The organism is Tenacibaculum sp. nBUS_03, from assembly GCF_051201695.1.
In the GTDB taxonomy this organism is placed as follows: domain Bacteria; phylum Bacteroidota; class Bacteroidia; order Flavobacteriales; family Flavobacteriaceae; genus Polaribacter.
On sequence record NZ_CP179214.1, the window covers coordinates 1,519,716 to 1,540,338 of the forward strand.

At 30.7% G+C, this 20,623-nt stretch carries 21 protein-coding genes and 1 riboswitch; of the genes, 1 reads left to right on the plus strand and 20 read right to left on the minus strand.

Features of this window, described 5'->3' with window-relative positions; genetic code table 11:
- Window positions 1–6: 6 nt before the first annotated feature.
- Complete coding sequence (locus ACMFBB_RS06990) at window positions 7–1,047, minus strand: flavin-containing monooxygenase (protein WP_435263718.1); 1,041 nt, start codon at window positions 1,045–1,047, stop codon at window positions 7–9.
- A gap of 202 nt (window positions 1,048–1,249) precedes the next feature.
- Here ACMFBB_RS06990 and ACMFBB_RS06995 point away from each other — a divergent pair, with 202 nt between their 5' ends.
- Entirely contained in the window at window positions 1,250–2,218 is a 969-nt protein-coding gene (locus ACMFBB_RS06995) for a TlpA family protein disulfide reductase (RefSeq protein WP_435263719.1), read from the plus strand.
- Here the strand turns inward: ACMFBB_RS06995 and moeB are convergent.
- From moeB to rpsK, 19 genes are all read right to left on the minus strand, one after another.
- A complete protein-coding gene (moeB, locus tag ACMFBB_RS07000) occupies window positions 2,215–3,270 on the minus strand; it encodes a molybdopterin-synthase adenylyltransferase MoeB (protein ID WP_435263720.1) in 1,056 nt (351 codons plus the stop codon). The genes ACMFBB_RS06995 and moeB overlap by 4 nt on opposite strands.
- A gap of 60 nt (window positions 3,271–3,330) precedes the next feature.
- Window positions 3,331–4,455 carry a 2-iminoacetate synthase ThiH gene (gene thiH, locus ACMFBB_RS07005; protein WP_435263721.1) on the minus strand — a complete coding sequence of 375 codons (1,125 nt, stop codon included), beginning with the start codon at window positions 4,453–4,455 and terminating at the stop codon, window positions 3,331–3,333.
- Between the two features lie 62 nt (window positions 4,456–4,517).
- Window positions 4,518–5,288 carry a thiazole synthase gene (locus ACMFBB_RS07010; protein ID WP_435263722.1) on the minus strand — a complete coding sequence of 257 codons (771 nt, stop codon included), beginning with the start codon at window positions 5,286–5,288 and terminating at the stop codon, window positions 4,518–4,520.
- Window positions 5,289–5,293: 5 nt separating this feature from the next.
- Window positions 5,294–5,944 (minus strand): thiamine phosphate synthase, encoded by a 651-nt coding sequence (gene thiE / locus ACMFBB_RS07015; RefSeq protein WP_435263723.1) that lies wholly within the window; start codon window positions 5,942–5,944, stop codon window positions 5,294–5,296.
- Between the two features lies 1 nt (window position 5,945).
- On the minus strand, window positions 5,946–6,704 hold the full coding sequence (locus ACMFBB_RS07020) for a hydroxymethylpyrimidine/phosphomethylpyrimidine kinase (protein ID WP_435263724.1): 759 nt from the start codon (window positions 6,702–6,704) through the stop codon (window positions 5,946–5,948).
- A gap of 43 nt (window positions 6,705–6,747) precedes the next feature.
- Entirely contained in the window at window positions 6,748–7,353 is a 606-nt protein-coding gene (locus ACMFBB_RS07025; protein ID WP_435263725.1) for a thiamine phosphate synthase, read from the minus strand.
- A gap of 81 nt (window positions 7,354–7,434) precedes the next feature.
- On the minus strand, window positions 7,435–9,291 hold the full coding sequence (gene thiC, locus ACMFBB_RS07030; protein WP_435263726.1) for a phosphomethylpyrimidine synthase ThiC: 1,857 nt from the start codon (window positions 9,289–9,291) through the stop codon (window positions 7,435–7,437).
- A gap of 49 nt (window positions 9,292–9,340) precedes the next feature.
- The gene (thiS, locus tag ACMFBB_RS07035; protein ID WP_435263727.1) at window positions 9,341–9,544 is read right to left on the minus strand and encodes a sulfur carrier protein ThiS; all 204 of its coding nucleotides are present in this window, start codon (window positions 9,542–9,544) and stop codon (window positions 9,341–9,343) included.
- 62 nt (window positions 9,545–9,606) lie between these two features.
- Window positions 9,607–9,701: riboswitch (TPP riboswitch) on the minus strand.
- A gap of 108 nt (window positions 9,702–9,809) precedes the next feature.
- Window positions 9,810–10,763 (minus strand): arginase, encoded by a 954-nt coding sequence (locus tag ACMFBB_RS07040; protein ID WP_435263728.1) that lies wholly within the window; start codon window positions 10,761–10,763, stop codon window positions 9,810–9,812.
- A 56-nt stretch (window positions 10,764–10,819) separates the two neighbouring features.
- Window positions 10,820–12,106 carry a citrate synthase gene (locus tag ACMFBB_RS07045; protein ID WP_435263729.1) on the minus strand — a complete coding sequence of 429 codons (1,287 nt, stop codon included), beginning with the start codon at window positions 12,104–12,106 and terminating at the stop codon, window positions 10,820–10,822.
- Window positions 12,107–12,257: 151 nt separating this feature from the next.
- Window positions 12,258–12,890 carry a hypothetical protein gene (locus ACMFBB_RS07050; RefSeq protein WP_435263730.1) on the minus strand — a complete coding sequence of 211 codons (633 nt, stop codon included), beginning with the start codon at window positions 12,888–12,890 and terminating at the stop codon, window positions 12,258–12,260.
- Between the two features lie 35 nt (window positions 12,891–12,925).
- Entirely contained in the window at window positions 12,926–13,474 is a 549-nt protein-coding gene (locus ACMFBB_RS07055) for a hypothetical protein (protein ID WP_435263731.1), read from the minus strand.
- A 6-nt stretch (window positions 13,475–13,480) separates the two neighbouring features.
- Complete coding sequence (locus ACMFBB_RS07060; RefSeq protein WP_435263732.1) at window positions 13,481–14,986, minus strand: hypothetical protein; 1,506 nt, start codon at window positions 14,984–14,986, stop codon at window positions 13,481–13,483.
- 225 nt (window positions 14,987–15,211) lie between these two features.
- The gene (eno, locus tag ACMFBB_RS07065) at window positions 15,212–16,498 is read right to left on the minus strand and encodes a phosphopyruvate hydratase (protein ID WP_435263733.1); all 1,287 of its coding nucleotides are present in this window, start codon (window positions 16,496–16,498) and stop codon (window positions 15,212–15,214) included.
- A gap of 131 nt (window positions 16,499–16,629) precedes the next feature.
- Window positions 16,630–17,739, minus strand: coding sequence for a glutamine-hydrolyzing carbamoyl-phosphate synthase small subunit (gene carA, locus ACMFBB_RS07070; RefSeq protein ID WP_435263734.1), 1,110 nt, complete (start codon window positions 17,737–17,739; stop codon window positions 16,630–16,632).
- A 106-nt stretch (window positions 17,740–17,845) separates the two neighbouring features.
- Complete coding sequence (gene rplQ, locus ACMFBB_RS07075) at window positions 17,846–18,325, minus strand: 50S ribosomal protein L17 (RefSeq protein ID WP_435263735.1); 480 nt, start codon at window positions 18,323–18,325, stop codon at window positions 17,846–17,848.
- A 60-nt stretch (window positions 18,326–18,385) separates the two neighbouring features.
- Window positions 18,386–19,378: a DNA-directed RNA polymerase subunit alpha gene (locus ACMFBB_RS07080; RefSeq protein ID WP_435263736.1), complete on the minus strand. Its 993-nt coding sequence runs from the start codon at window positions 19,376–19,378 to the stop codon at window positions 18,386–18,388.
- Between the two features lie 96 nt (window positions 19,379–19,474).
- Window positions 19,475–20,080 carry a 30S ribosomal protein S4 gene (rpsD, locus tag ACMFBB_RS07085; RefSeq protein WP_435263737.1) on the minus strand — a complete coding sequence of 202 codons (606 nt, stop codon included), beginning with the start codon at window positions 20,078–20,080 and terminating at the stop codon, window positions 19,475–19,477.
- 137 nt (window positions 20,081–20,217) lie between these two features.
- Window positions 20,218–20,604, minus strand: a complete 387-nt coding sequence (gene rpsK, locus ACMFBB_RS07090) for a 30S ribosomal protein S11 (protein WP_093868896.1) — start codon at window positions 20,602–20,604, stop codon at window positions 20,218–20,220.
- Between the last annotated feature and the right edge of the window lie 19 nt (window positions 20,605–20,623).

A 20,623-nucleotide genomic window follows, 5' to 3' on the forward strand; every position in this document is an offset into this window, starting at 1 on the left:
TATTTCTTATTTTTTATGCATTATATCAGCTAAATAGCTAGCATCTTTTGAAACTCCCCCTAATGTTGCTGACCCCCTAGTATACATCCAAGGCAACCCGATAAAATATAAGCCCTCTATGTTACTTACACCTCTATAATTTTTAGGATAATTTGCTTCATCTAACTCTAATCCTTCAATCCATTTAAAATTTGGGCGATATCCTGTAGCCCAAATAATATTTTTAATACTAGATATTTTATTCTTTTCAAAAAGAATGTCATTATTAAATGCATCTTTTGTTCTTCCAACGCAAACGACATTTTTTCTAGAAAGTATTTCTTTTACATCAGTTCCAATTACTGGTTGTGAAGAAGAACTAATTTTTTTACCAATCCAACTATACTTACTGTAACTTAAAAAACCAATTAAAGTAAACCACCACCATAATGTTTTACCTAAAAACTGTTGAGGTAACGATTTTACAGATGTATCTCCCGAAAAATAAACCGTCCTAGAAGAGTTTTTTGAAATCTCATTTAAAATTTGGTACCCTGAGTCTCCTCCTCCTACAACCAATGTGTCTCCTTTTTGTAACTGATTTTTATTTTTGTAATAGTTACTGTGCATTTGAAGTATACTATCAGATATTTTAGTATGACAAGGAGGGGTGTAAGGAATATGAAAAGGTCCTGTAGCTACCACTACGTTTGTTGCCTCGATATTTCCATCTTTATACTTAATAGAAAATCCGTCTTTAACTTTGCTAACGGAAGTTACTAAAGTATTTAACTGTACAGGTATTTTAAACTTTTTTACATAGGATTTAAAATAATTGCTAACCTCAATTTTTGAAGGGTAATACCCTTTTGGAGCATTAAATTTTAATCCAGGTAAATGATTGTATTCAGTGGGAGTAAAAAGTTTTAAAGAATCCCATCTATTCAACCATGAAGCACCTATTTCATTTTCTCCATCAAGAACTACAAACTTTTTGTCCATTTTTTTTAAGTGGTAAGCCATAGACAATCCTGCTTGTGCTCCTCCAATTACTACATAATCTAACATCTAGTACCCTTTATTGATTTTAGACACAAAGGTAAATACAAATAAACGCATCAACACTAAGTTCTCATGATACTTTTTGGAATAATTAAAAAGCATTAAAATATACTAACACTGATATTTTATAATTAGATATATTTAATCCTAGTAGTTAATTTTTTTTGATAAATTTACTTACACTTTATAATCAAATAAATTGCATGTTATGAAAAAAATTGTTTTATCATTATTAACAATTCTGTTGGGTATTTTGGCTTTTGGATTGACTTTGTATTTTATTCAATTTATTTTTAGAGATGTAATTAAAATACATGATATATATAATTTAAAATGGATTTCTATTCTGTTTTGTTTTATTGGTTTTTTTGTAAGCGGATTAGTAACAAGAAAAATATCTCTCAAATATATTCCTCTACTAGCTATACAATTTTACCCATTTTATCGTTTGGATAAGTTATATTTCCCTTTTTACCTTATAATTATTCTCTTTTCATTATTTGGTTTATTCTTAGCTAGAAAAGAATTAAAAAGGACTTATAAGTTCATTACATTATTTTTTACCTTTACAATTTTAATTGGTTATCTATTTTCTCAGCCTTTAATTATAAAAAAGGAATATTTCTATATATATCAAGGAGATTATTTTAATGCAAAATTAATTTGGGGCTCTATTGAAAGAACTAAAACTTTACCTCCATTAAATTTATATGATAAAGAGAATAAGAAAATTAGTTTACCCAAAACCTTAACTAAAAAAACAATTATTACATTTTGGGCTACTTGGTGTAGTTCATGTTTATTGGAAAAACCACAACTTGAAAAAATAAAAAAAGAGTTTAAAAACTCCAAAGACATACTTTTTATAGATGTTTCTTTAGATAGAAATAATAAGAGGTGGATAAATTATCTAATTAAAAATACTCCACAAGGATTACAAATTATATCAAAAAATAGAGGGGAAGATAAAACTTCTCTTAACATTACAGGAATTCCTTTTAGAATTTTAGTAAATAATAAAGGAGATTATAAGGCATGTAGAGATTTAGCTACTATGAGGAGTTTAATACAACAAAACGACTCTATTTATAATGCATTCATATATAGAAAGCCGGAATTTAAAAAATATGTTCCTACTGAAAAAGAAAAAGAGTATTATAAATCAATAAACTATTAAAATACTCCTCCCTTTAAATTCATAAAAATAACATCCTTTAATTGTTCTTCTAAAACATTAATCGCTTTTTTGCTTCGCATACCTGATTTACAGTAAACCACTATTGGTTTTGAAGCATCTAGTTCTAAGTATCGTTGTGAAATTTCTCTTAATGGAATGTGCTGTCCTCCTATATGGTATTCTTCACGTTCCCAGTTTTCTCGAACATCTAATAAATTATATATCTCTAAATTCTTTTGTAATTCATCCAACGAAATTTCATTATTCATTGATTTTATTCCACAGAAAAAATCATAGTCTTCTTCTAATTCGGTAACCTCAGCTTTTTCGGTTCTTTCAAATTTTAATACCATCTGACGCATACTTAATGTGTCATACATCAATAATTTATTAGCCAATACCTCTCCAATTTCACAAATTATTTTGATTGCTTCATTTGCTTGTAGGCTCCCTATAATTCCAGGTAGCACTCCTAAAACCCCTATTTCCGAACAATTAGGAGATTCATCTGGTTTTGGAGGTGAAGGATATAAACACCTATAAGTTGCACTCTTTTTGTAATTAAAAACACTCACTTGACCTTCAAACTTAAAAATAGCACCATACACTAAAGGCTTATTAGTTAGTATTGATGCATCATTCGTTAAATATCTTGTAGAAAAGTTATCACTTCCGTCTACAATAACATCATAGCTTTCAAATAATAAAATTGCATTTTCGCGAGTTAACTTTTCTTTATATACTATAAAATTCACAAATGGATTTAATTTAGACAATCGTTTTGATGCCGTTTCAGCTTTTGACAAACCAATATCATCTATTGTGTATAGAATTTGACGTTGTAAATTACTTTGATCTACTTCATCATCATCTATAATTCCAATAGTACCTACTCCTGCAGCAGTTAAATACTGTAAAACAGGACACCCTAACCCTCCAGCTCCAATAACTAAAACTTTTGACTTTTTTAACTTCAACTGCCCCTTTTCTCCTATTTTATCTAAAATAAGATGACGGTTATATTGTTTTTTTTCTTCTGGAGTTAAACTCATTTTATTAATTTTCTTTTTCTTTAATAATAAATATCTCAAAGAAACTTTAATCCTATTTAGTTAACTAAATACTTCCCAATCTTTCCAAACTACTTCTAGTTTTTTTTCTTTTAGCATAGTTACAATCTCTTCAGTACTACGTTCATCAGATATTTCAAATTGCTCTAACGATTGTGGTTCTACTGAATATCCTCCGGGGTTTGTTTTTGATTCTGCACTAATAGAAGTTGCTCCTAAATTAACAATATTATTTCTAAAAACTTCACTTTCTCTAGTAGACATTGATAATTCAACATCCTCGTCAAACAGACGAAAAGCACAGATTAACTGTACCAAATCTGAATCAGTCATTTCAACTTTTGGTTCTAAACCTCCTGAGTGTGGACGCAATCGTGGAAATGAAATAGAATATTTTGTTTTCCAATAAGTTTTTTGTAAATATTTTAAATGTAACGCTGTAAAAAAACTATCTGCACGCCAATCTTCCAAACCAAATAAAGCACCTAACCCTATTTTATGAACTCCTGCTTTCCCTAACCTATCAGGAGTTTCTAAACGATACTTAAAGTTAGATTTCTTTCCTTTAGGATGATGTTTTTTATACTCCTCTTTATGATACGTCTCTTGATATACTAAAACCGCATATAAACCATTTTCAATAAGTAGTTCATACTCCTTTTGATCAAGTGGTTGAACTTCTATGGTTATATTTGAAAACTGAGAACGGATTAGTTTGATTGCATTATTAATATAAGTTACACCAACCGTTTTATTTGCCTCACCAGTTACTAATAAAATATGGTCATATCCTTTGTTTTTTAGAAAAGCAACCTCTTTTAATATTTCTGTATCTGTTAAAGTTCGTCTAGGTATTTTATTCGTTAAACTAAATCCACAATAAGTACATATATTTTGACACTCATTACTTAAATACATTGGAGCGTACATTTGTATGGTATTTCCAAAACGCTTTTTAGTTAACTCACTACTCATTTGAGCCATTTCTTCTAAAAACGGCTTTGCTGCAGGTGAAATTAAAGCTTTAAAATCTTCTAAACTCCTTTTATTTCTTATTAAAGCTTGTTTAACATCAGATGTAGTTTTATTGAAAATACTTTGCAATTCTATATTCCAATGATATTTATTAAAAGTATTTATGAAACTTTTATGTTGTTCGGTTTTCATAAAATTCATTCTACATTTTTATACTTACTTTTTAGGTAACTAAAAAAGAAAGCCTAATTTTATTAACTTAAGAAACTTGTTAATGGACTACTAGCTTCAGCTTTATCTCTAACAGGTGCTAATTTTGCTTCATAAGCCATTCTTCCAGATTCAACTGCCATTTTAAAAGCCTTTGCCATTGCTACTGGGTTTTTAGAAACTGCAATTGCAGTATTCACTAATACCGCATCAGCTCCAATTTCCATTGCATATGCAGCATGCGATGGCGATCCTATACCAGCATCAACAATAACAGGAACATTAGATTGCTCTATTATTATTTCTAAAAACTCTAGGGTTTTTAATCCTTTATTACTACCAATTGGCGCTCCTAGCGGCATTACACATTGTGTTCCTACCTCTTCTAAACGTTTACATAAAACTGGATCAGCATGAATATAAGGCATAACTACAAAACCTAATTTTACTAACTCTTCAGCAGCTTTTAATGTTTCAATAGGGTCAGGTAATAAATATTTGGGGTCTGGATGAATTTCTAATTTAACCCAATTTGTTGCCAACGCTTCTCTTGATAATTCAGCTGCAAAAACTGCCTCTTTTGCAGTTCTAACTCCAGAAGTATTAGGCAATAAATTAATTCTTGAATGATTCAAATGTGATAATATATCATCGTCTTCATTTTGAACATCTACTCTTTTTAAAGCAACAGTTACTAACTCACTTTCCGAAGCGACTATAGAGTCTTTCATTAATTGAGATGAACTAAACTTTCCTGTTCCTGTAAATAATCTGGACGAAAAAACTTTATCTGCTATTGTTAGTTTAGTATTCATTATATCTATTTATTATCATCTAATTTATAAACTTGTTCATTAGTACTTGGAGCCTTTAATAATTGATGAAAAACTGGAATACTTGTAAAATCGTTAGTTATTGTCCCAGAAACAGCTACTCCATAAACACCTGTTTTCATTATACTTTTAACAGAATCTAAGGTAATCCCTCCAATCGCTATTACAGGAGTTTGCGAATTTAATTCTTCTATCAATACTTTATATCCAGCTTCTCCTATTACAGGGCTTAAATTCTTTTTAGTTTTAGTAAATTGAAAAGGCCCCAAGCCAATATAATCTACTTTTTTTGTTAACAACACTTTACAATCTTCTAAAGTGTTTGCAGTGCCTCCAATAGTGTAAAACTTCCCTAAATAATCACGTACTTTTAATGGACATGCATCTTTTTTCCCTAAATGAACTCCATCAGCATTTACTTCTTTTGCTACCTTATAATAATCGTTTATAATTAATCTTGTTTGATAATGGGCAGTAATCTCTCTTGCCTTTTTAGCTGTTTTTAAAATTGTTTTCGGATCAACGTTTTTTAAACGCAGTTGAATCCATTCTGCACCAGATGAACATGCTCTTTGAATATTTTCTAAATGTTCTTCAGCAGTTTTTCCCTGAGTTATATAGTGTAATTTACTTATCATTTTATTTATAATTATGCTCTCCTAACAAAGATTCATTTGAATTTAAAAACTCTTCAATATACATTTTAACATTTTTACACGCATCTTCTAAAGAAATATCTTTTATTAAATTTGATGCTAATGCTGATGACAACACACAACCGCTCCCATGTTTTTGATAAACAGAAGTAACTATTGGTGCGATGTTCATTTTTACTATTTTACTATAATACACTTCATCCCAACCTTTTTTTTCTTCTCTATGGCCTCCTTTTAAATAAATATTTGTCCTTTCTGAAATGAACTCAATCGTTTCTTCAACTGTTTTACCAGGAAATAGTTCTTGTATTTCATTATAATTTGGTGTTAAAAAATAACAATGATTTAAAACTTTCTCAAATACTTTCAAGTCCTGTTTTGAATGAAAATCAAAACCTGCACTTGCTTTTAAAATAGGGTCTAACACTATTTGTATTGATGGATTTAATTTTTTTAGTACCTGAACCACCTCTAATAAAACTTCCCAAGACTGAATAATACCTATTTTAACTACTGATATTGAAAACCTTTCAAAAAGTGTTCTTATTTGCTTCAGAATTATTTCTTTTTCAATCCAAATACACTCTTTAAAGTCAATATCATTTTGAACAGTTACTCCAGTACAAACAGATAATCCATACAATCCATGAGCTTCAAAAGTTTTAATGTCTGATGTGATGCCTGCTCCACTTGACGGATCAATACCTGCTATGGTTAAAATGAATGTTTTAGATGCTTTCATGCTAACTTACTATTATTGTTTACACTAAAAATTAAAATAACTTTTAGCTTCTGTACACCAATCTATCGTAATTTTGTTTTATCAATTTAAAATTTTCAACTGGTCTAGAAGATTTCCAAACACCTCCTAAAACACCAATTCCCTTAAAACCTAATTGAATCGTTTTTTTAATAGTATCATTAGTTATTCCTCCCATACCTACAATTACTTTATCAATATCATTTACATCAAATCCTTTTCCATTATATCCTTGTTTCGAAATAGATGAAAAAATAGGACTTAATAAATGATAATCAAATTCTATATCACAACTATTTAATTCATTAGGGTCATGAAAAGAACTACTCATTGTTTTTCCCTTCATATTTAAACCTATAAAATATTGACTTCCGTTTTCTAACGCATCTCGTCTTTTTTGTTCTTGAAAATGAATCCCTTTTAAGTTAAACTCATTAATCAATTCATGAAAATAATGAACTACTATTTTAGCATGATATTTTTTATCAATCTGATTTAAATATAAAACATGATCTCGATAACTCTTATTTGGCTTTCTAAAATGGTAATACTCTAACCCTTCCTCAAAAAGTTGATGTAAGATTTTGATTTCATTTTCTATATCTTCTTCTGGAGCTATTAAAACAAGCATGATTATAAAATTATAAATTAAGGATTATGAATTACAAATATCTAACTATATATTAATTTACAACTTATAATTAACAATAGATTACAAGTAGACCTCCGAGCCTTTCTCCTTAAATTCTTTAGACTTCTCTTCCATTCCTTTTGCAAATACTTCATCTCCTTCTACTCTATTAACTGCTGCAAAATCACGAACCTCTTGCGATATTTTCATAGAACAAAATTTGGGTCCACACATAGAACAGAAATGCGCTATTTTTGCTCCTTCTGCAGGTAAGGTTTCATCATGGTATTCACGAGCTAACTCAGGGTCTAATCCTAAGTTAAACTGATCTTCCCATCTGAATTCAAAACGCGCCTTACTTAAAGCGTCATCTCTATGCTGTGCTCCTGGATGTCCTTTAGCTAAATCAGCTGCATGTGCAGCTAACTTATAGGTTACTACTCCAGTACGAACATCTTCTTTATTAGGCAACCCTAAATGTTCTTTTGGAGTCACATAACACAACATAGCACATCCAAACCAACCAATCATTGCTGCTCCAATACCTGAAGTTATATGATCATAACCAGGGGCTATATCTGTTGTTAAGGGACCTAATGTGTAAAAAGGTGCTTCATCACAAGCCTCTAATTGCTTATCCATATTTGCTTTTATCATATGCATTGGCACATGCCCAGGCCCCTCAATAAAGCATTGTACATCATGCTTTCTTGCTATTTTAGTTAACTCCCCTAAAGTTTCTAATTCGGCAAATTGTGCCTCATCATTAGCATCAGCAATAGACCCTGGGCGTAAACCATCTCCTAGTGAAAAAGCAACATCATAAGCTTTCATTATTTCACAAATTTCTTCAAAATGTGTATATAAAAAGCTTTCCTTGTGATGTGCTAAACACCATTTGGCCATAATAGAGCCACCACGAGATACTATACCAGTTATACGCTTTGCTGTCATAGGTACGTAACGTAAACGTACACCAGCATGTATCGTAAAATAATCTACCCCTTGCTCTGCTTGTTCTATTAAAGTATCTCTAAAAATCTCCCAAGTTAAATCTTCTGCAATTCCTTTTACTTTTTCTAAGGCTTGATAAATCGGTACTGTACCAACTGGAACTGGTGAATTACGGATAATCCATTCACGAGTTTCGTGAATGTTTTTACCTGTAGATAAATCCATGATATTATCAGCCCCCCAACGACAAGCCCAAACTGCTTTTTCTACTTCTTCTTCAATTGAAGATGTAGTAGCAGAATTACCAATGTTTGCATTAATTTTCACTAAAAAATTACGCCCTAAAATCATAGGTTCAGCTTCTGGATGATTTATGTTTGAGGGTATTACTGCGCGTCCTCTGGCTACTTCTTCCCTAACAAATTCAGGGGTTATTTTTTCAGGAATACTTGCACCAAAATCTTGACCAGGATGTTGCTTGGATAAACGAATTACATCATCAATTCGTTGGTTTTCTCGAATTGCTATGTACTCCATCTCAGGAGTAATAATTCCTTTTTTTGCATAATGTAGCTGTGTTACATTTTTTCCTTTTTTAGCTCGCTTTGGCTTGTGTTTTAGATTAAACCGTAAATGATCTAAACTCTTATTGTTTAAACGTTCATTACAATATTTTGACGAAAATGAATCTAATTCATCTACATCTCCTCTATTTAAAATCCATGGTTCGCGAATACGTTCAATACCATTATGAATATTAATTTCTTTATTAGGATCAGTATATGGACCCGAGGTATCATATACAGTTACTGGTTCATTAGGTTTTCTTTTTTTTGTCATAGAATCAACTGTATCACTTAATTCTATTTCTCTCATTGCTACCTTAAGATCAGGGTACATTTCTCCTTTTATATAAATCTTTTTTGAATTTGGAAATGGATTTCTTGTTATTCCGTTGCTTGGAGCAGTATCTTTTTTTTTCATAATTGTTTAAAGTAAATTATAGAATATTGTTAGTTAGTTTTTGAGAATTTTATCCTCCTTGAGTAGATTTTATTATTAAAACTTTATCGTTACTTTTAAGCTCTTTGGTTTCCCATTTCTCTCTTTTAATCACGCTATCATTGATAGCAATAGCTATACCGTTAGTATCAATTTTAAGTTTGAAAACTAATTTTTGTATTGTTGGTTTCTCTGAAAACTGTTGTTGTGTACCGTTTACTTTTATGTTTATCATATTAACACGTTTAAGTAAACTAAAGAAGAAGTTTTAGCACAGCGTGATAAGCTAAGTGCTAAAATAAAATAATAACTTTTTCCTACGTTGGTATTAACCATATCAGGTTCCAAGGATATTTCTCAAACTAGTTTCCTAGCTACTCCTAAAGTTTACAATCACAAATATACTAGTTTATTTAAACTAGCAATACTCTTTCATAACTTTATTAAAAACAAAAAACTAGCCTATAAGGCTAGTTTTATTAAAGTTGTATATAAATAAGTTATATTTTTCTGATGGTTTCTGTTACTTTTTCTAAAACATCAAAAGCAGTTTCAGCCATTTTATTGCCTTTAAAATCTAATAAAGGATTCACCTCTACAAATTCAAGACAAGCTACTTTTTTACTTTCCAGCAATTGATTTATAATATCTATTATTTCATATTGATCAAACCCTTTTGGAACTGGAGTCCCCGTACCATAAGAAACCATATCACAATCCATAGCATCAACATCAAAAGAAATATAAATTACCTCGCAATTACTTAACTTTTCAAGCGCTTCATTCACACAAACTTCAAGTCCACGATACCTAACTTCAGCTACTTTATAATTTTTTATTCCGTGCCTTTCCATCTGCTTGTCCTCAGGCTCTTCAGTATCTCTGACCCCGAAGAAAATAACATCTTCTGGTTGTACTTTTTGGCCAGGTATACCAATATTTTTCATTCTATCCCATAACTCACTAGTTTCTCTATCAATATCATTAACTTGGCAATCTACATTATCATCTCCAATTGCTGCTGCCAAAGGCATACCATGAATATTTCCCGAAGGAGAAGTGTATGGTGAATGTAAATCACCATGAGCATCAATCCAAACTACTCCTACTCTTTTTGTTGAATTCGCCGCTTTAACACCACTAATAGTTCCTAATGCTGATGAATGATCTCCAGAAAGAACTATTGGAAACTTATCTTCTTGCAAATTTACTTTCACATGATTAGATAATCTTTTACATTGATCAAAAACAGATTCTATTCTTTTAGCAAATGAATTATTCTCTTTATTATAAACAGACTCATTTTTAGTAATTACATCTTCAAATTCAAATTGCTCAAAATAATTACTTCCCTTGTTTATTGCTGCAATTTCAATTGCATCAATCCCCATATCAGAACCTCTTGTGCCTGCACCAATATCTGATCTGTTTTTTATAATTTTTATTTCTTTCATAATATGAATTCAATAAAAAATGTCATCTAAATATTAAATGACATTTTTAGTATATTTTATCTCTTACTAATCTTCACAAAACCTCTGTGGTTCTCACCTGTATATACTTGACGAGGACGACCTATCGGTTCTTTTCCTAAACGCATCTCTCTCCATTGTGCAATCCAACCTGGTAAACGACCTAAAGCAAACATTACTGTAAACATTTCAACCGGTATTCCCATAGCTCTATAAATAATTCCTGAATAGAAATCTACATTAGGATATAATTTTCTTTTAACAAAATACTCATCATTTAATGCTTCTTGCTCTAATGATTTAGCAATATCTAGAATTGGGTCATCAATTCCTAAATCAGCTAAAACTTCATCAGCTGCTACTTTAATTATTTTAGCTCTAGGATCAAAATTTTTATAAACTCTATGTCCGAATCCCATTAAACGGAAAGGATCATTTTTATCTTTAGCTTTGGCCATATACTTTTTGGTATCACCACCATCTTGTCTAATAGCTTCTAGCATTTCTAATACAGCTTGATTCGCTCCTCCGTGCAATGGCCCCCATAAAGCTGATATTCCAGCAGATAAAGAAGCAAACAATCCAGCATGAGAAGAACCTACAATTCTTACAGTAGAAGTAGAACAATTTTGCTCATGATCTGCGTGTAAAATTAATAACTTATCTAACGCATCTTTAATTATTGGATTTATAATATATTCTTCATTAGGTTGCTCAAACATCATTTTCATAATGTTTTCTACGTATCCTAAATTCTTAGAACCGTAGTTTAATGGTAAGCCTTGTTTTTTACGCATTGTCCATGCTACTAAAACAGGAAACTTTCCTAATATTTTAACAATAGCGTTATACATATCTTCTTCTGAATCAACATTTACAGAAGTAGGATTAAATGATACTAATGCACTAGTTAATGATGACAGCACTCCCATAGGGTGCGCGTTTTTAGGGAAAGCATCAATAATCTTTTTTATATCTTCATCAACAATAGCTTTTGATCTAACATCGTTATGAAATTTTTGTAATTGTTCTTTTGTTGGTAATTCTCCAAAAATTAACAAATAAGCGACTTCTAAGAAGTCAGCTTTTTCAGCTAACTCTTCAATAGAATAACCTCTATATCTTAATATTCCTTCTTCTCCATTTAAAAATGTAATAGCACTTTGACAAGAACCTGTATTCTTATATCCAGGATCTATTGTTATAAGTCCACCAGTAGCACCTCTCAAGGTTTTAATATCAATTGCAGTTTCATTTTCCGTTCCTTTAACTAAAGGAAACTCATACGTATTTTCGCCAACTTGTAACTTTGCTATATCTGCCATTTTTTATCTAAAAATTTTTTTAATTGAAGTGAATTGCGAAGATACCATTTTTTATAAATTTAAAAAATTGATAGTCATAGATTTTTAACATAAAAAAAAGTCTATAAGAGTAAAAAAAACTTTTTGACTTTTTGAGATTAAATACTTATGATTAAAACTGAATCCCAATACCAATTCCGTAGCCTCCATGAAAAGTAATTTCATCAGGTATTTCATTATCTAATAACGGCTTAGATAAACTATAGGAATCATTATCCCAATAAACAGAAAATACAATGTTTAAATTACCAATTGTATTTACTGGAAATTCTAAACCTGCTCTAGCATTACCGTAGCCAACTTTATTTTGAACGTTTTTTGACAATGCTAAGCTTCTTGTTGCTTTGAAATAAAAATTAGCTGATTTATAATTTTTAAAATAATACCTCAGAACTGCACCTAGTTTCATCCCTGTAATACTACCTTGAGATTGATGTTGAAATCCTACAACCAATCCTAATGTAAGCTTTTTTAATAAAGGATAGTTAATTGTGTAAAAAGCATCAAATGATAATCTGTTCTTTAAATCTACACCTTCTCCATAATTAAAGTAATATTTTGTAGACTGAGGCAAAGAAAGTCCTATTACAAAAGTTTGTATAATAGTTGGAGATAAATTATCATCTGAATCTTCTTTAGATATTTCTTTGCCTGAAAGAATTGCATGATTAAAATCAATTTGAGAAAAGCTATTCAAACTATGAATAGCTATTAAAAGAAATAATAAAAGCTGAAATCTTTTCAAAATAAATATCTTCAAACCATAGTGCTATTTGATTTTTACAAATCAAAACCTAAATTTAATTGTATCATCAAAGGGAAAAAACCTTTTCTACCTTCTATATCAAAATAATATATAGGCCCCATATCAAATAATAAATGAAAATTTTTACCATATTTTCGTTGAATACCCCAAGTACGACCAACTGCAAAATCTAATTTATCAGTTCCGTTATTATTTCCAAAAAACGATTCTCCTCTTGTTAAAGCTCTCACTGATAAAAAATTACCTGAATTATTAGTTACATTTAGCCCCTTAGTTTTACGTATATCTAAATTATAAAACCATTTTTGTTGTAAATCTAAAAAAGGATTAAATGAAGTTATAAACCCTGAACTTAAACCTACATCAGAATGCGGATAGCTTCCACTATAACCAATACCTGTTCCAATTGAAAAGGTAGAACTTCCACCTGTAGGCATCTCATATTCAATACCTGGATTTAAAAAATTAATTCTCCAAACGGAAGTTGTTTTTTCCTCTTGTGAATAAACTTGACTAAATCCAAACATACAATATAAGATAGCTACAAATAATTTTAATTTCATTTTTTTTTATTTAAAATTTAATCTTAAACCTCTCCATTCATTTCCTCTTCTAGCTAAACCATAAACATCTATATGTTTGTACTTATACTTCCCCAAATAACCAAAAGCAGGACCACCTGTAGGGTTAAGGTTTTGCAAACCATAATCAGAGGAAAACTTACCATCCCCAGTGAGTTTAGCGTCAATAATTGCACCCCAGTCAGAATCAAATTTATTCTCTAATTCATCAATATTATAGACTCTTCTAAATTCGTCAAAATAAAAAACATCTATTTGATTTCCAGTACTTTGAACAGTAACAATAAAATCTTTTCTAATTTTTTTTCCACTGCTAATTTTATTATTAATAAATCTCGAGCCAAGCGCATACAACTGTTTAATGTTAGAATCCGATAATACATTGTAAGCAGGAACATTAACTCCAAAAACTTTCCCTAAATAAATATTTAAAACACCTTCATCTCTAAACTCAAAAAAAGGTATTCTTGTGCTGGGATTATTAATTCTAATTTTTACCGGGTCATAATAAGGAGTTTGCCATGATTTTCCTTTTTCAATCATAAATTTGTTATCATACATATACAATGGAGGTAGCAAATATTGATTTTGTTGATTAGAAGTATAATTCTGATAAAAAGTAATATTAGGTGCCGGTAAATTATAAGTCAAATGTACTTTATTGATTCCTAAAATCATTTCATCAGATCTAACATTATCCCACCAAAACATTCCTTCTTTGTGAGTCTCAGACTCTACTCCTAAAGACCTATAAATAAACCATGTTTGATTCCAATAATCTAATTCAAAACGATAATCTCTATCATTAAAATATTCGTGTGCATATTTATATTCTCCAAAAACATTTTGGAACCAGTTATCTTTTGGGTTTGAAACTACTCTTAAATTTTGTATTAATTTGTTTAACCCTATATCAGATTTTTTAGCATCGAAAACTTCTGAATTTGTATTATTTCCAGTATTTGAAGAACCTCCACCAGAATTAGATTCACGACCACAAGGCGCATGCATAGTATTTATTGGAGCAATGTATCTATGAACATCTGGCTCTATTTCTCTAACTCCTCCTTCTAGCCTTCTGAATTCACACATTTCCATCCTTGAAGACAACTTATTCCTCTGTATTGCAACTCTACGAATTTCATTTTCTTTAGTTAAATCTCCAAAAAACAACCCTCTAGGAGTAAAAAGATATAATTTATTCTCCACAATTATTTCTCCCTCATCATTTATAAATGCGGCAAAAACTTTGTCTCCTACTAAATTTTCGAGATTAAAAGTAAAAGAATTTTTTGATTTCTTATTTTTTCTCTTTTGGATGCTTTCTAACAATTGATGATTCTTAGGATTAACCATTGGAGTTAAAGACATAAAGTCTTTTTCATAAACATCTTCAAAAGATTTTTGGATTTCTTCTTTTGACTTTTTCTTTAATGCTTCAATTTTTATTGCTAGTTGTTCTTTATTAGAAAAACTAAATTTGCCTTCAATCAAAGATAAATCAGTTAAATCAACTTTGGTATCTATTCTATCAATATTATTTGTATCTTCTTGGCAGGAGATTAAAAGAAATAAGTAAATAAGTAAATAAATGTAATTTTTTCATAATATTTTTTTAATGCAATTTATTAGGTCAAATATATAAATATTTAACTGATAAACTAAAAAAACTCGCTTTATTTTGCGAGTTTTTTTAAAAAAAAATTTACTTAGATAATGCTATATTTTAAATGCTTTTTTTTGTGGAAAAAAAGCTACATCAGCCAATTCTTCTTCTATACGTAATAACTGATTATATTTAGCCATACGGTCTGATCGTGATGCTGATCCTGTTTTTATTTGTCCTGTATTTAAAGCTACTGCTAAATCAGCAATAGTATTATCTTCAGTCTCTCCTGATCTATGACTCATTACCGATGTATACCCTGCATTATGGGCCATATTAACAGCAGCAATAGTCTCTGTTAAAGTTCCTATTTGATTTACTTTAATTAAAATTGAATTTGCTATTCCATTTTCAATTCCTCTAGATAATCGTTCTACATTAGTAACGAATAAATCATCTCCTACTAGTTGTACCTTATCTCCTATTTTATCAGTTAAATATTTCCAACCATCCCAATCATTCTCATCCATTCCATCTTCAATTGAAATAATAGGATATTTAGAAGCTAGTTCTGCTAAATAATCAGCTTGTTCCTGGCTTGTTCTTACTTTCCCCTTGCTACCTTCAAACTTAGTGTAATCATATTTACCATCAACAAAAAATTCAGCAGCAGCGCAATCTAAAGCAATCATTACTTCTTCTCCAAATTTATATCCTGCATTTTTAGTTGCTAACTCAATAGTTTCAATTGCATCTTCAGTTCCTTCTAAAGTTGGAGCAAAACCTCCTTCATCACCAACAGCAGTAGATAAATTTCTATCGTGTAAAACTTTCTTTAAATGATGAAAAATTTCTGAACCTATTTGCATTGCCTCAGTAAAGTTTTCTGCTTTTACTGGCATAACCATGAACTCTTGAAATGCGATTGGAGCATCTGAATGTGATCCTCCATTGATTATATTCATCATTGGAACAGGCAATGTATTTGCTGAAACACCTCCTATATAACGGTATAATGGTAATCCTAATTCATTTGAAGCTGCTTTCGCTACTGCTAATGAGACACCTAGTATTGCGTTTGCCCCTAGTTTAGATTTGTTTGGGGTACCATCCAAATCAATCATTATTTTGTCAATCATATTTTGTTCAAAAACTGACACTCCTAGTAATTCTTGAGCAATTAAGGTATTAACATTTTCAACAGCTTTTAAAACACCTTTACCCATATATGCAACCCCTCCATCACGTAACTCTACTGCTTCGTGTTCTCCAGTAGAAGCTCCAGAGGGTACAGCTGCTCTTCCTGTAAAACCATTTTCAGTTGTTACATCTACTTCTACTGTAGGGTTACCCCTAGAATCAAAAATTTGGCGTGCATGGATATTGATTATAATACTCATAGTTGTTTTTCTTTATTAGTATATTTAAAGTAGTAAATTTACAAAATACTACCTTTGTATTATCTTATATTAGTATGATTTTACGAAAACGTTATCAAATATAAATTCCCGCTTTTCTGCGGGAATTTATATTAAGCTTTCGCCTTTCTTATGTTTTCAATGAATTGATCGAATAAGTATTCTGCATCATGAGGGCCAGGACTAGCCTCAGGGTGATACTGTACAGAAAAGACATTTTTATTTTTCATTCTGATACCAGCTACTGTATTATCATTTAAATGAACATGAGTGATTTCTACTTCACTATGTGCTTCCGTTTCTTCTCTATTAATTGCAAACCCATGATTTTGAGAAGTAATTTCTCCTTTCCCTGTAAGTAAGTTTTTTACAGGGTGATTTATACCTCTATGCCCATTATGCATTTTATATGTAGAAATACCATTAGCCAATGCTATTACTTGATGCCCTAAACATATACCGAATAAAGGTAAGTCTTTTGCTATAATATCTTTTGCTACATTTTGTGCATCAATCAATGGTTCTGGGTCACCAGGGCCATTTGATATAAAATACCCATCAGGTTTAAATTCGCTCATCTCCTTAAAAGTTGCATTGTATGGAAAAACCTTTACATAAGCACCTCTTTTAACGAAATTTCTAAGTATATTCTTTTTTATTCCTATATCTAAAGCTGAAATTTTTATTGAAGCATTTTCATCACCTACAAAATAAGGCTCCTTAGTTGATACTTTAGAAGCAAGCTCTAGCCCTTCCATATTTGGAATTTCAGACAACTTCTTTTTTAAGTTTTCAATATTATCAACTTCTGTTGATATAATAGCATTCATAGCACCATTATCTCTAATATATGACACAAGTGCTCTTGTATCAACATCGGAAATTGCCACAAGATTATGCTTTTCAAACCAATCTTTTAAATTTCCTTCAGAATCAACCCTTGAATGTGTAAAACTAAAATTTTTACAAATTAATCCTGAAATTTTAATTCCTTCTGATTCGACTTCTTCATTATTGACACCATAATTACCTATGTGAGCATTTGTAGTGACCATTAATTGCCCAAAATAAGAAGGATCAGTAAATACTTCTTGGTAGCCAGTCATACCTGTATTAAAACAGATTTCTCCTGTAGATGTACCTTCAATTCCTATTGATTTACCATAGAAAATTGTACCATCAGCTAATAGTACTAAAGCTTTTTTACGTGATTGATATTTCATTTAGTCTAGTGTATTGTATTGAGTAATTGAGTTGCAAAAATATATAAAAAAAGGGATAAACATTAAATGTTCATCCCTTTTATATGATTGATAAAAATTTTCATTTTTATTCTTCCTCTTGTGAAGTTTTAGTTTCAACAGGAGCAACAGATTCAGCCTTTTTAGAACCTCCACGACGGCTACGACGAGTAGATTTTTTTGCTTGATTTCCTTTAGGGTTGTATAATTCATTATAATCAACTAATTCAACCATTGCCATTGGAGCGTTATCTCCCTGACGGTTTCCTAATTTGATGATACGAACATACCCTCCTGGTCTATCTGCTACTTTTACAGAAATTTCTTTAAATAATTCCGTAACAGCTGTTTTATCACGTAAATACTTAAATACTATACGTCTGTTGTGAGTAGTATCAGCCTTTGATTTTGTAATTAAAGGCTCGATAAACCTACGCAAAGCTTTCGCTTTAGCAACAGTAGTATTAATACGCTTGTGCTCAACTAAAGAGCAAGCCATGTTTGATAACATTGCTTTTCTATGCGCTGTTTTTCTTCCTAAATGGTTAAATTTCTTTCCGTGTCTCATGACATTTGGGTTTTGCTTTCATCTTGCTTCAACTCTTTATGAGGAGCAAAATATGAAAGATTAATCTCTATCTAATTTATATTTACCTAAATCCATTCCAAAATTTAGTCCTTTATTAATCACTAACTCTTCTAATTCGGTTAATGATTTTTTACCAAAGTTTCTAAACTTCATTAAGTCACTTTTGTTAAAAGATACTAAGTCTCCTAAAGTATCTACTTCTGCAGCTTTCAAACAGTTTAAAGCACGAACTGAAAGATCCATGTCTACAAGTTTCGTCTTTAATAATTGACGCATATGCAATGATTCCTCATCATACGTTTCAGTTTGAGCTATTTCATCAGCTTCTAAAGTTATTCTTTCATCTGAGAATAACATGAAGTGGTGAATTAAAATTTTAGCTGCTTCAGTTAATGCATCTTTAGGATTAATAGATCCATCAGTGTCAATATCAAAAACTAATTTTTCATAATCAGTTTTTTGTTCAACACGAAAGTTTTCTACTGCATACTTTACATTCTTTATTGGAGTATAAATAGAATCAGTAAAAATAGTACCTAAAGGTGCTCCAGCTCTTTTGTTTTCCTCTGCTGGCACAAATCCTCTACCTTTTTCTATGGTAATTTCAGCACTAAAGCTTACAGATTTATCCATGTTACATAAAACTAATTCTGGATTCAATACTTGAAATCCTGAAATAAATTTTTGTAAATCACCTGCTGTTAATTGCTCTTGGCCAGAAATAGCTATAGAAACAGTTTCTCTGTCAGATTCTTCAATTTGTTTTTTAAAACGAACTTGTTTTAAATTCAAAATGATTTCAGTAACATCTTCTACAACTCCTTCTATCGTTGAGAATTCATGATCAACGCCATCAACTCGTAATGATGTTATTGCAAAACCTTCTAAAGAAGATAATAATACTCTTCTTAAAGCATTTCCAATAGTTAATCCAAAACCTGGTTCTAGAGGTCTGAATTCGAATCTTCCAGAAAAATCTGTAGATTCAATCATTATTACTTTATCAGGCTTTTGAAAATTTAAAATTGCCATATTTTTCTTCATTTTAATTGTTATTCAGTTGCGCGGTTTATAAGTTTGAAGAAATACTGACAAACCCTTTGGCTGAACTCCAATATGATTAATTTATTACTTAGAATATAATTCTACGATTAACTGCTCTTTAATGTTCTCAGGAATTTGTAATCTTTCAGGTGCTTTAATAAAAATACCTGATTTTTGATCAGCATTCCAAGATAACCATTCGTAAACACTACTATTAGAAGCTAATGCATTTTCGATAGCTTCTAAAGATTTAGATTTTTCTCTAACAGCTACAACATCTCCTTCTTTTAATCGGTAAGATGGTATGTTTACAATCTCACCATTAACAGTAATATGACGATGAGAAACTAATTGACGTGCTCCTCTTCTTGAGTTAGCTACTCCTAAACGGTAAACAACATTATCTAAACGTGATTCACATAATTGTAATAAAACCTCACCAGTAATACCTTTAGAAGCTGAAGCGCTTTTAAATAAGTTACTAAATTGACGCTCTAAAATACCGTATGTGTATTTAGCTTTTTGCTTTTCCATTAACTGGATAGCATATTCAGATTTTTTACCTCTTCTTTTACCTACACCATGTTGTCCTGGAGGGTAATTTCTTTTTTCGAAGTTTTTATCATCTCCGAATATTGCTTCACCAAATTTACGAGCAATCTTAGTTTTTGGTCCTGTATATCTTGCCATTTTTAATTAGTTTAGTAGGGATTATGAATTAAGGCTTACTCCTTCGATAATCTTATATCCTACTTGGTTTAAAATTTATAAGTTGTACTGATATTTAAAAATATCAATAAGAAAATATAAACTGAAACAAGTTCAGCTTATACTCTTCTTCTTTTTGGAGGACGACATCCATTATGAGGTATTGGAGTAACATCAATTATTTCAGTTACTTCTATTCCTGCATTGTGAATTGATCTGATAGCAGATTCTCTACCATTTCCAGGTCCTTTTACATATACCTTTACTTTACGTAATCCAGCTTCTTTAGCTACACCTACGCAATCTTCTGCGGCTAATTGAGCTGCATAAGGAGTATTCTTTTTAGAACCTCTAAAGCCCATTTTACCAGCTGAAGACCAAGAGATAACATCTCCTTTTTTATTTGTTAAAGATATAATTATGTTGTTAAATGATGCCGTTACGTGAGCTTCTCCCACAGACTCAATTACAACTTTACGTTTCTTTGTTACTTTAGACTTTGCCATGATTGTTTACAATTAGTAA

Bases quoted from the DNA above. Each gene is read 5' to 3' on its own strand.
- ACMFBB_RS06990 (WP_435263718.1), bottom strand. From the start codon at position 1,047: ATGTTAGATTATGTAGTAATTGGAGGAGCACAAGCAGGATTGTCTATG.
- ACMFBB_RS06995 (WP_435263719.1), top strand. From the start codon at position 1,250: ATGAAAAAAATTGTTTTATCATTATTAACAATTCTGTTGGGTATTTTG.
- moeB (WP_435263720.1), bottom strand. From the start codon at position 3,270: ATGAGTTTAACTCCAGAAGAAAAAAAACAATATAACCGTCATCTTATT.
- thiH (WP_435263721.1), bottom strand. From the start codon at position 4,455: ATGAAAACCGAACAACATAAAAGTTTCATAAATACTTTTAATAAATAT.
- ACMFBB_RS07010 (WP_435263722.1), bottom strand. From the start codon at position 5,288: ATGAATACTAAACTAACAATAGCAGATAAAGTTTTTTCGTCCAGATTA.
- thiE (WP_435263723.1), bottom strand. From the start codon at position 5,944: ATGATAAGTAAATTACACTATATAACTCAGGGAAAAACTGCTGAAGAA.
- ACMFBB_RS07020 (WP_435263724.1), bottom strand. From the start codon at position 6,704: ATGAAAGCATCTAAAACATTCATTTTAACCATAGCAGGTATTGATCCG.
- ACMFBB_RS07025 (WP_435263725.1), bottom strand. From the start codon at position 7,353: ATGCTTGTTTTAATAGCTCCAGAAGAAGATATAGAAAATGAAATCAAA.
- thiC (WP_435263726.1), bottom strand. From the start codon at position 9,291: ATGAAAAAAAAAGATACTGCTCCAAGCAACGGAATAACAAGAAATCCA.
- thiS (WP_435263727.1), bottom strand. From the start codon at position 9,544: ATGATAAACATAAAAGTAAACGGTACACAACAACAGTTTTCAGAGAAA.
- ACMFBB_RS07040 (WP_435263728.1), bottom strand. From the start codon at position 10,763: ATGAAAGAAATAAAAATTATAAAAAACAGATCAGATATTGGTGCAGGC.
- ACMFBB_RS07045 (WP_435263729.1), bottom strand. From the start codon at position 12,106: ATGGCAGATATAGCAAAGTTACAAGTTGGCGAAAATACGTATGAGTTT.
- ACMFBB_RS07055 (WP_435263731.1), bottom strand. From the start codon at position 13,474: ATGAAATTAAAATTATTTGTAGCTATCTTATATTGTATGTTTGGATTT.
- eno (WP_435263733.1), bottom strand. From the start codon at position 16,498: ATGAGTATTATAATCAATATCCATGCACGCCAAATTTTTGATTCTAGG.
- carA (WP_435263734.1), bottom strand. From the start codon at position 17,739: ATGAAATATCAATCACGTAAAAAAGCTTTAGTACTATTAGCTGATGGT.
- rplQ (WP_435263735.1), bottom strand. From the start codon at position 18,325: ATGAGACACGGAAAGAAATTTAACCATTTAGGAAGAAAAACAGCGCAT.
- ACMFBB_RS07080 (WP_435263736.1), bottom strand. From the start codon at position 19,378: ATGGCAATTTTAAATTTTCAAAAGCCTGATAAAGTAATAATGATTGAA.
- rpsD (WP_435263737.1), bottom strand. From the start codon at position 20,080: ATGGCAAGATATACAGGACCAAAAACTAAGATTGCTCGTAAATTTGGT.
- rpsK (WP_093868896.1), bottom strand. From the start codon at position 20,604: ATGGCAAAGTCTAAAGTAACAAAGAAACGTAAAGTTGTAATTGAGTCT.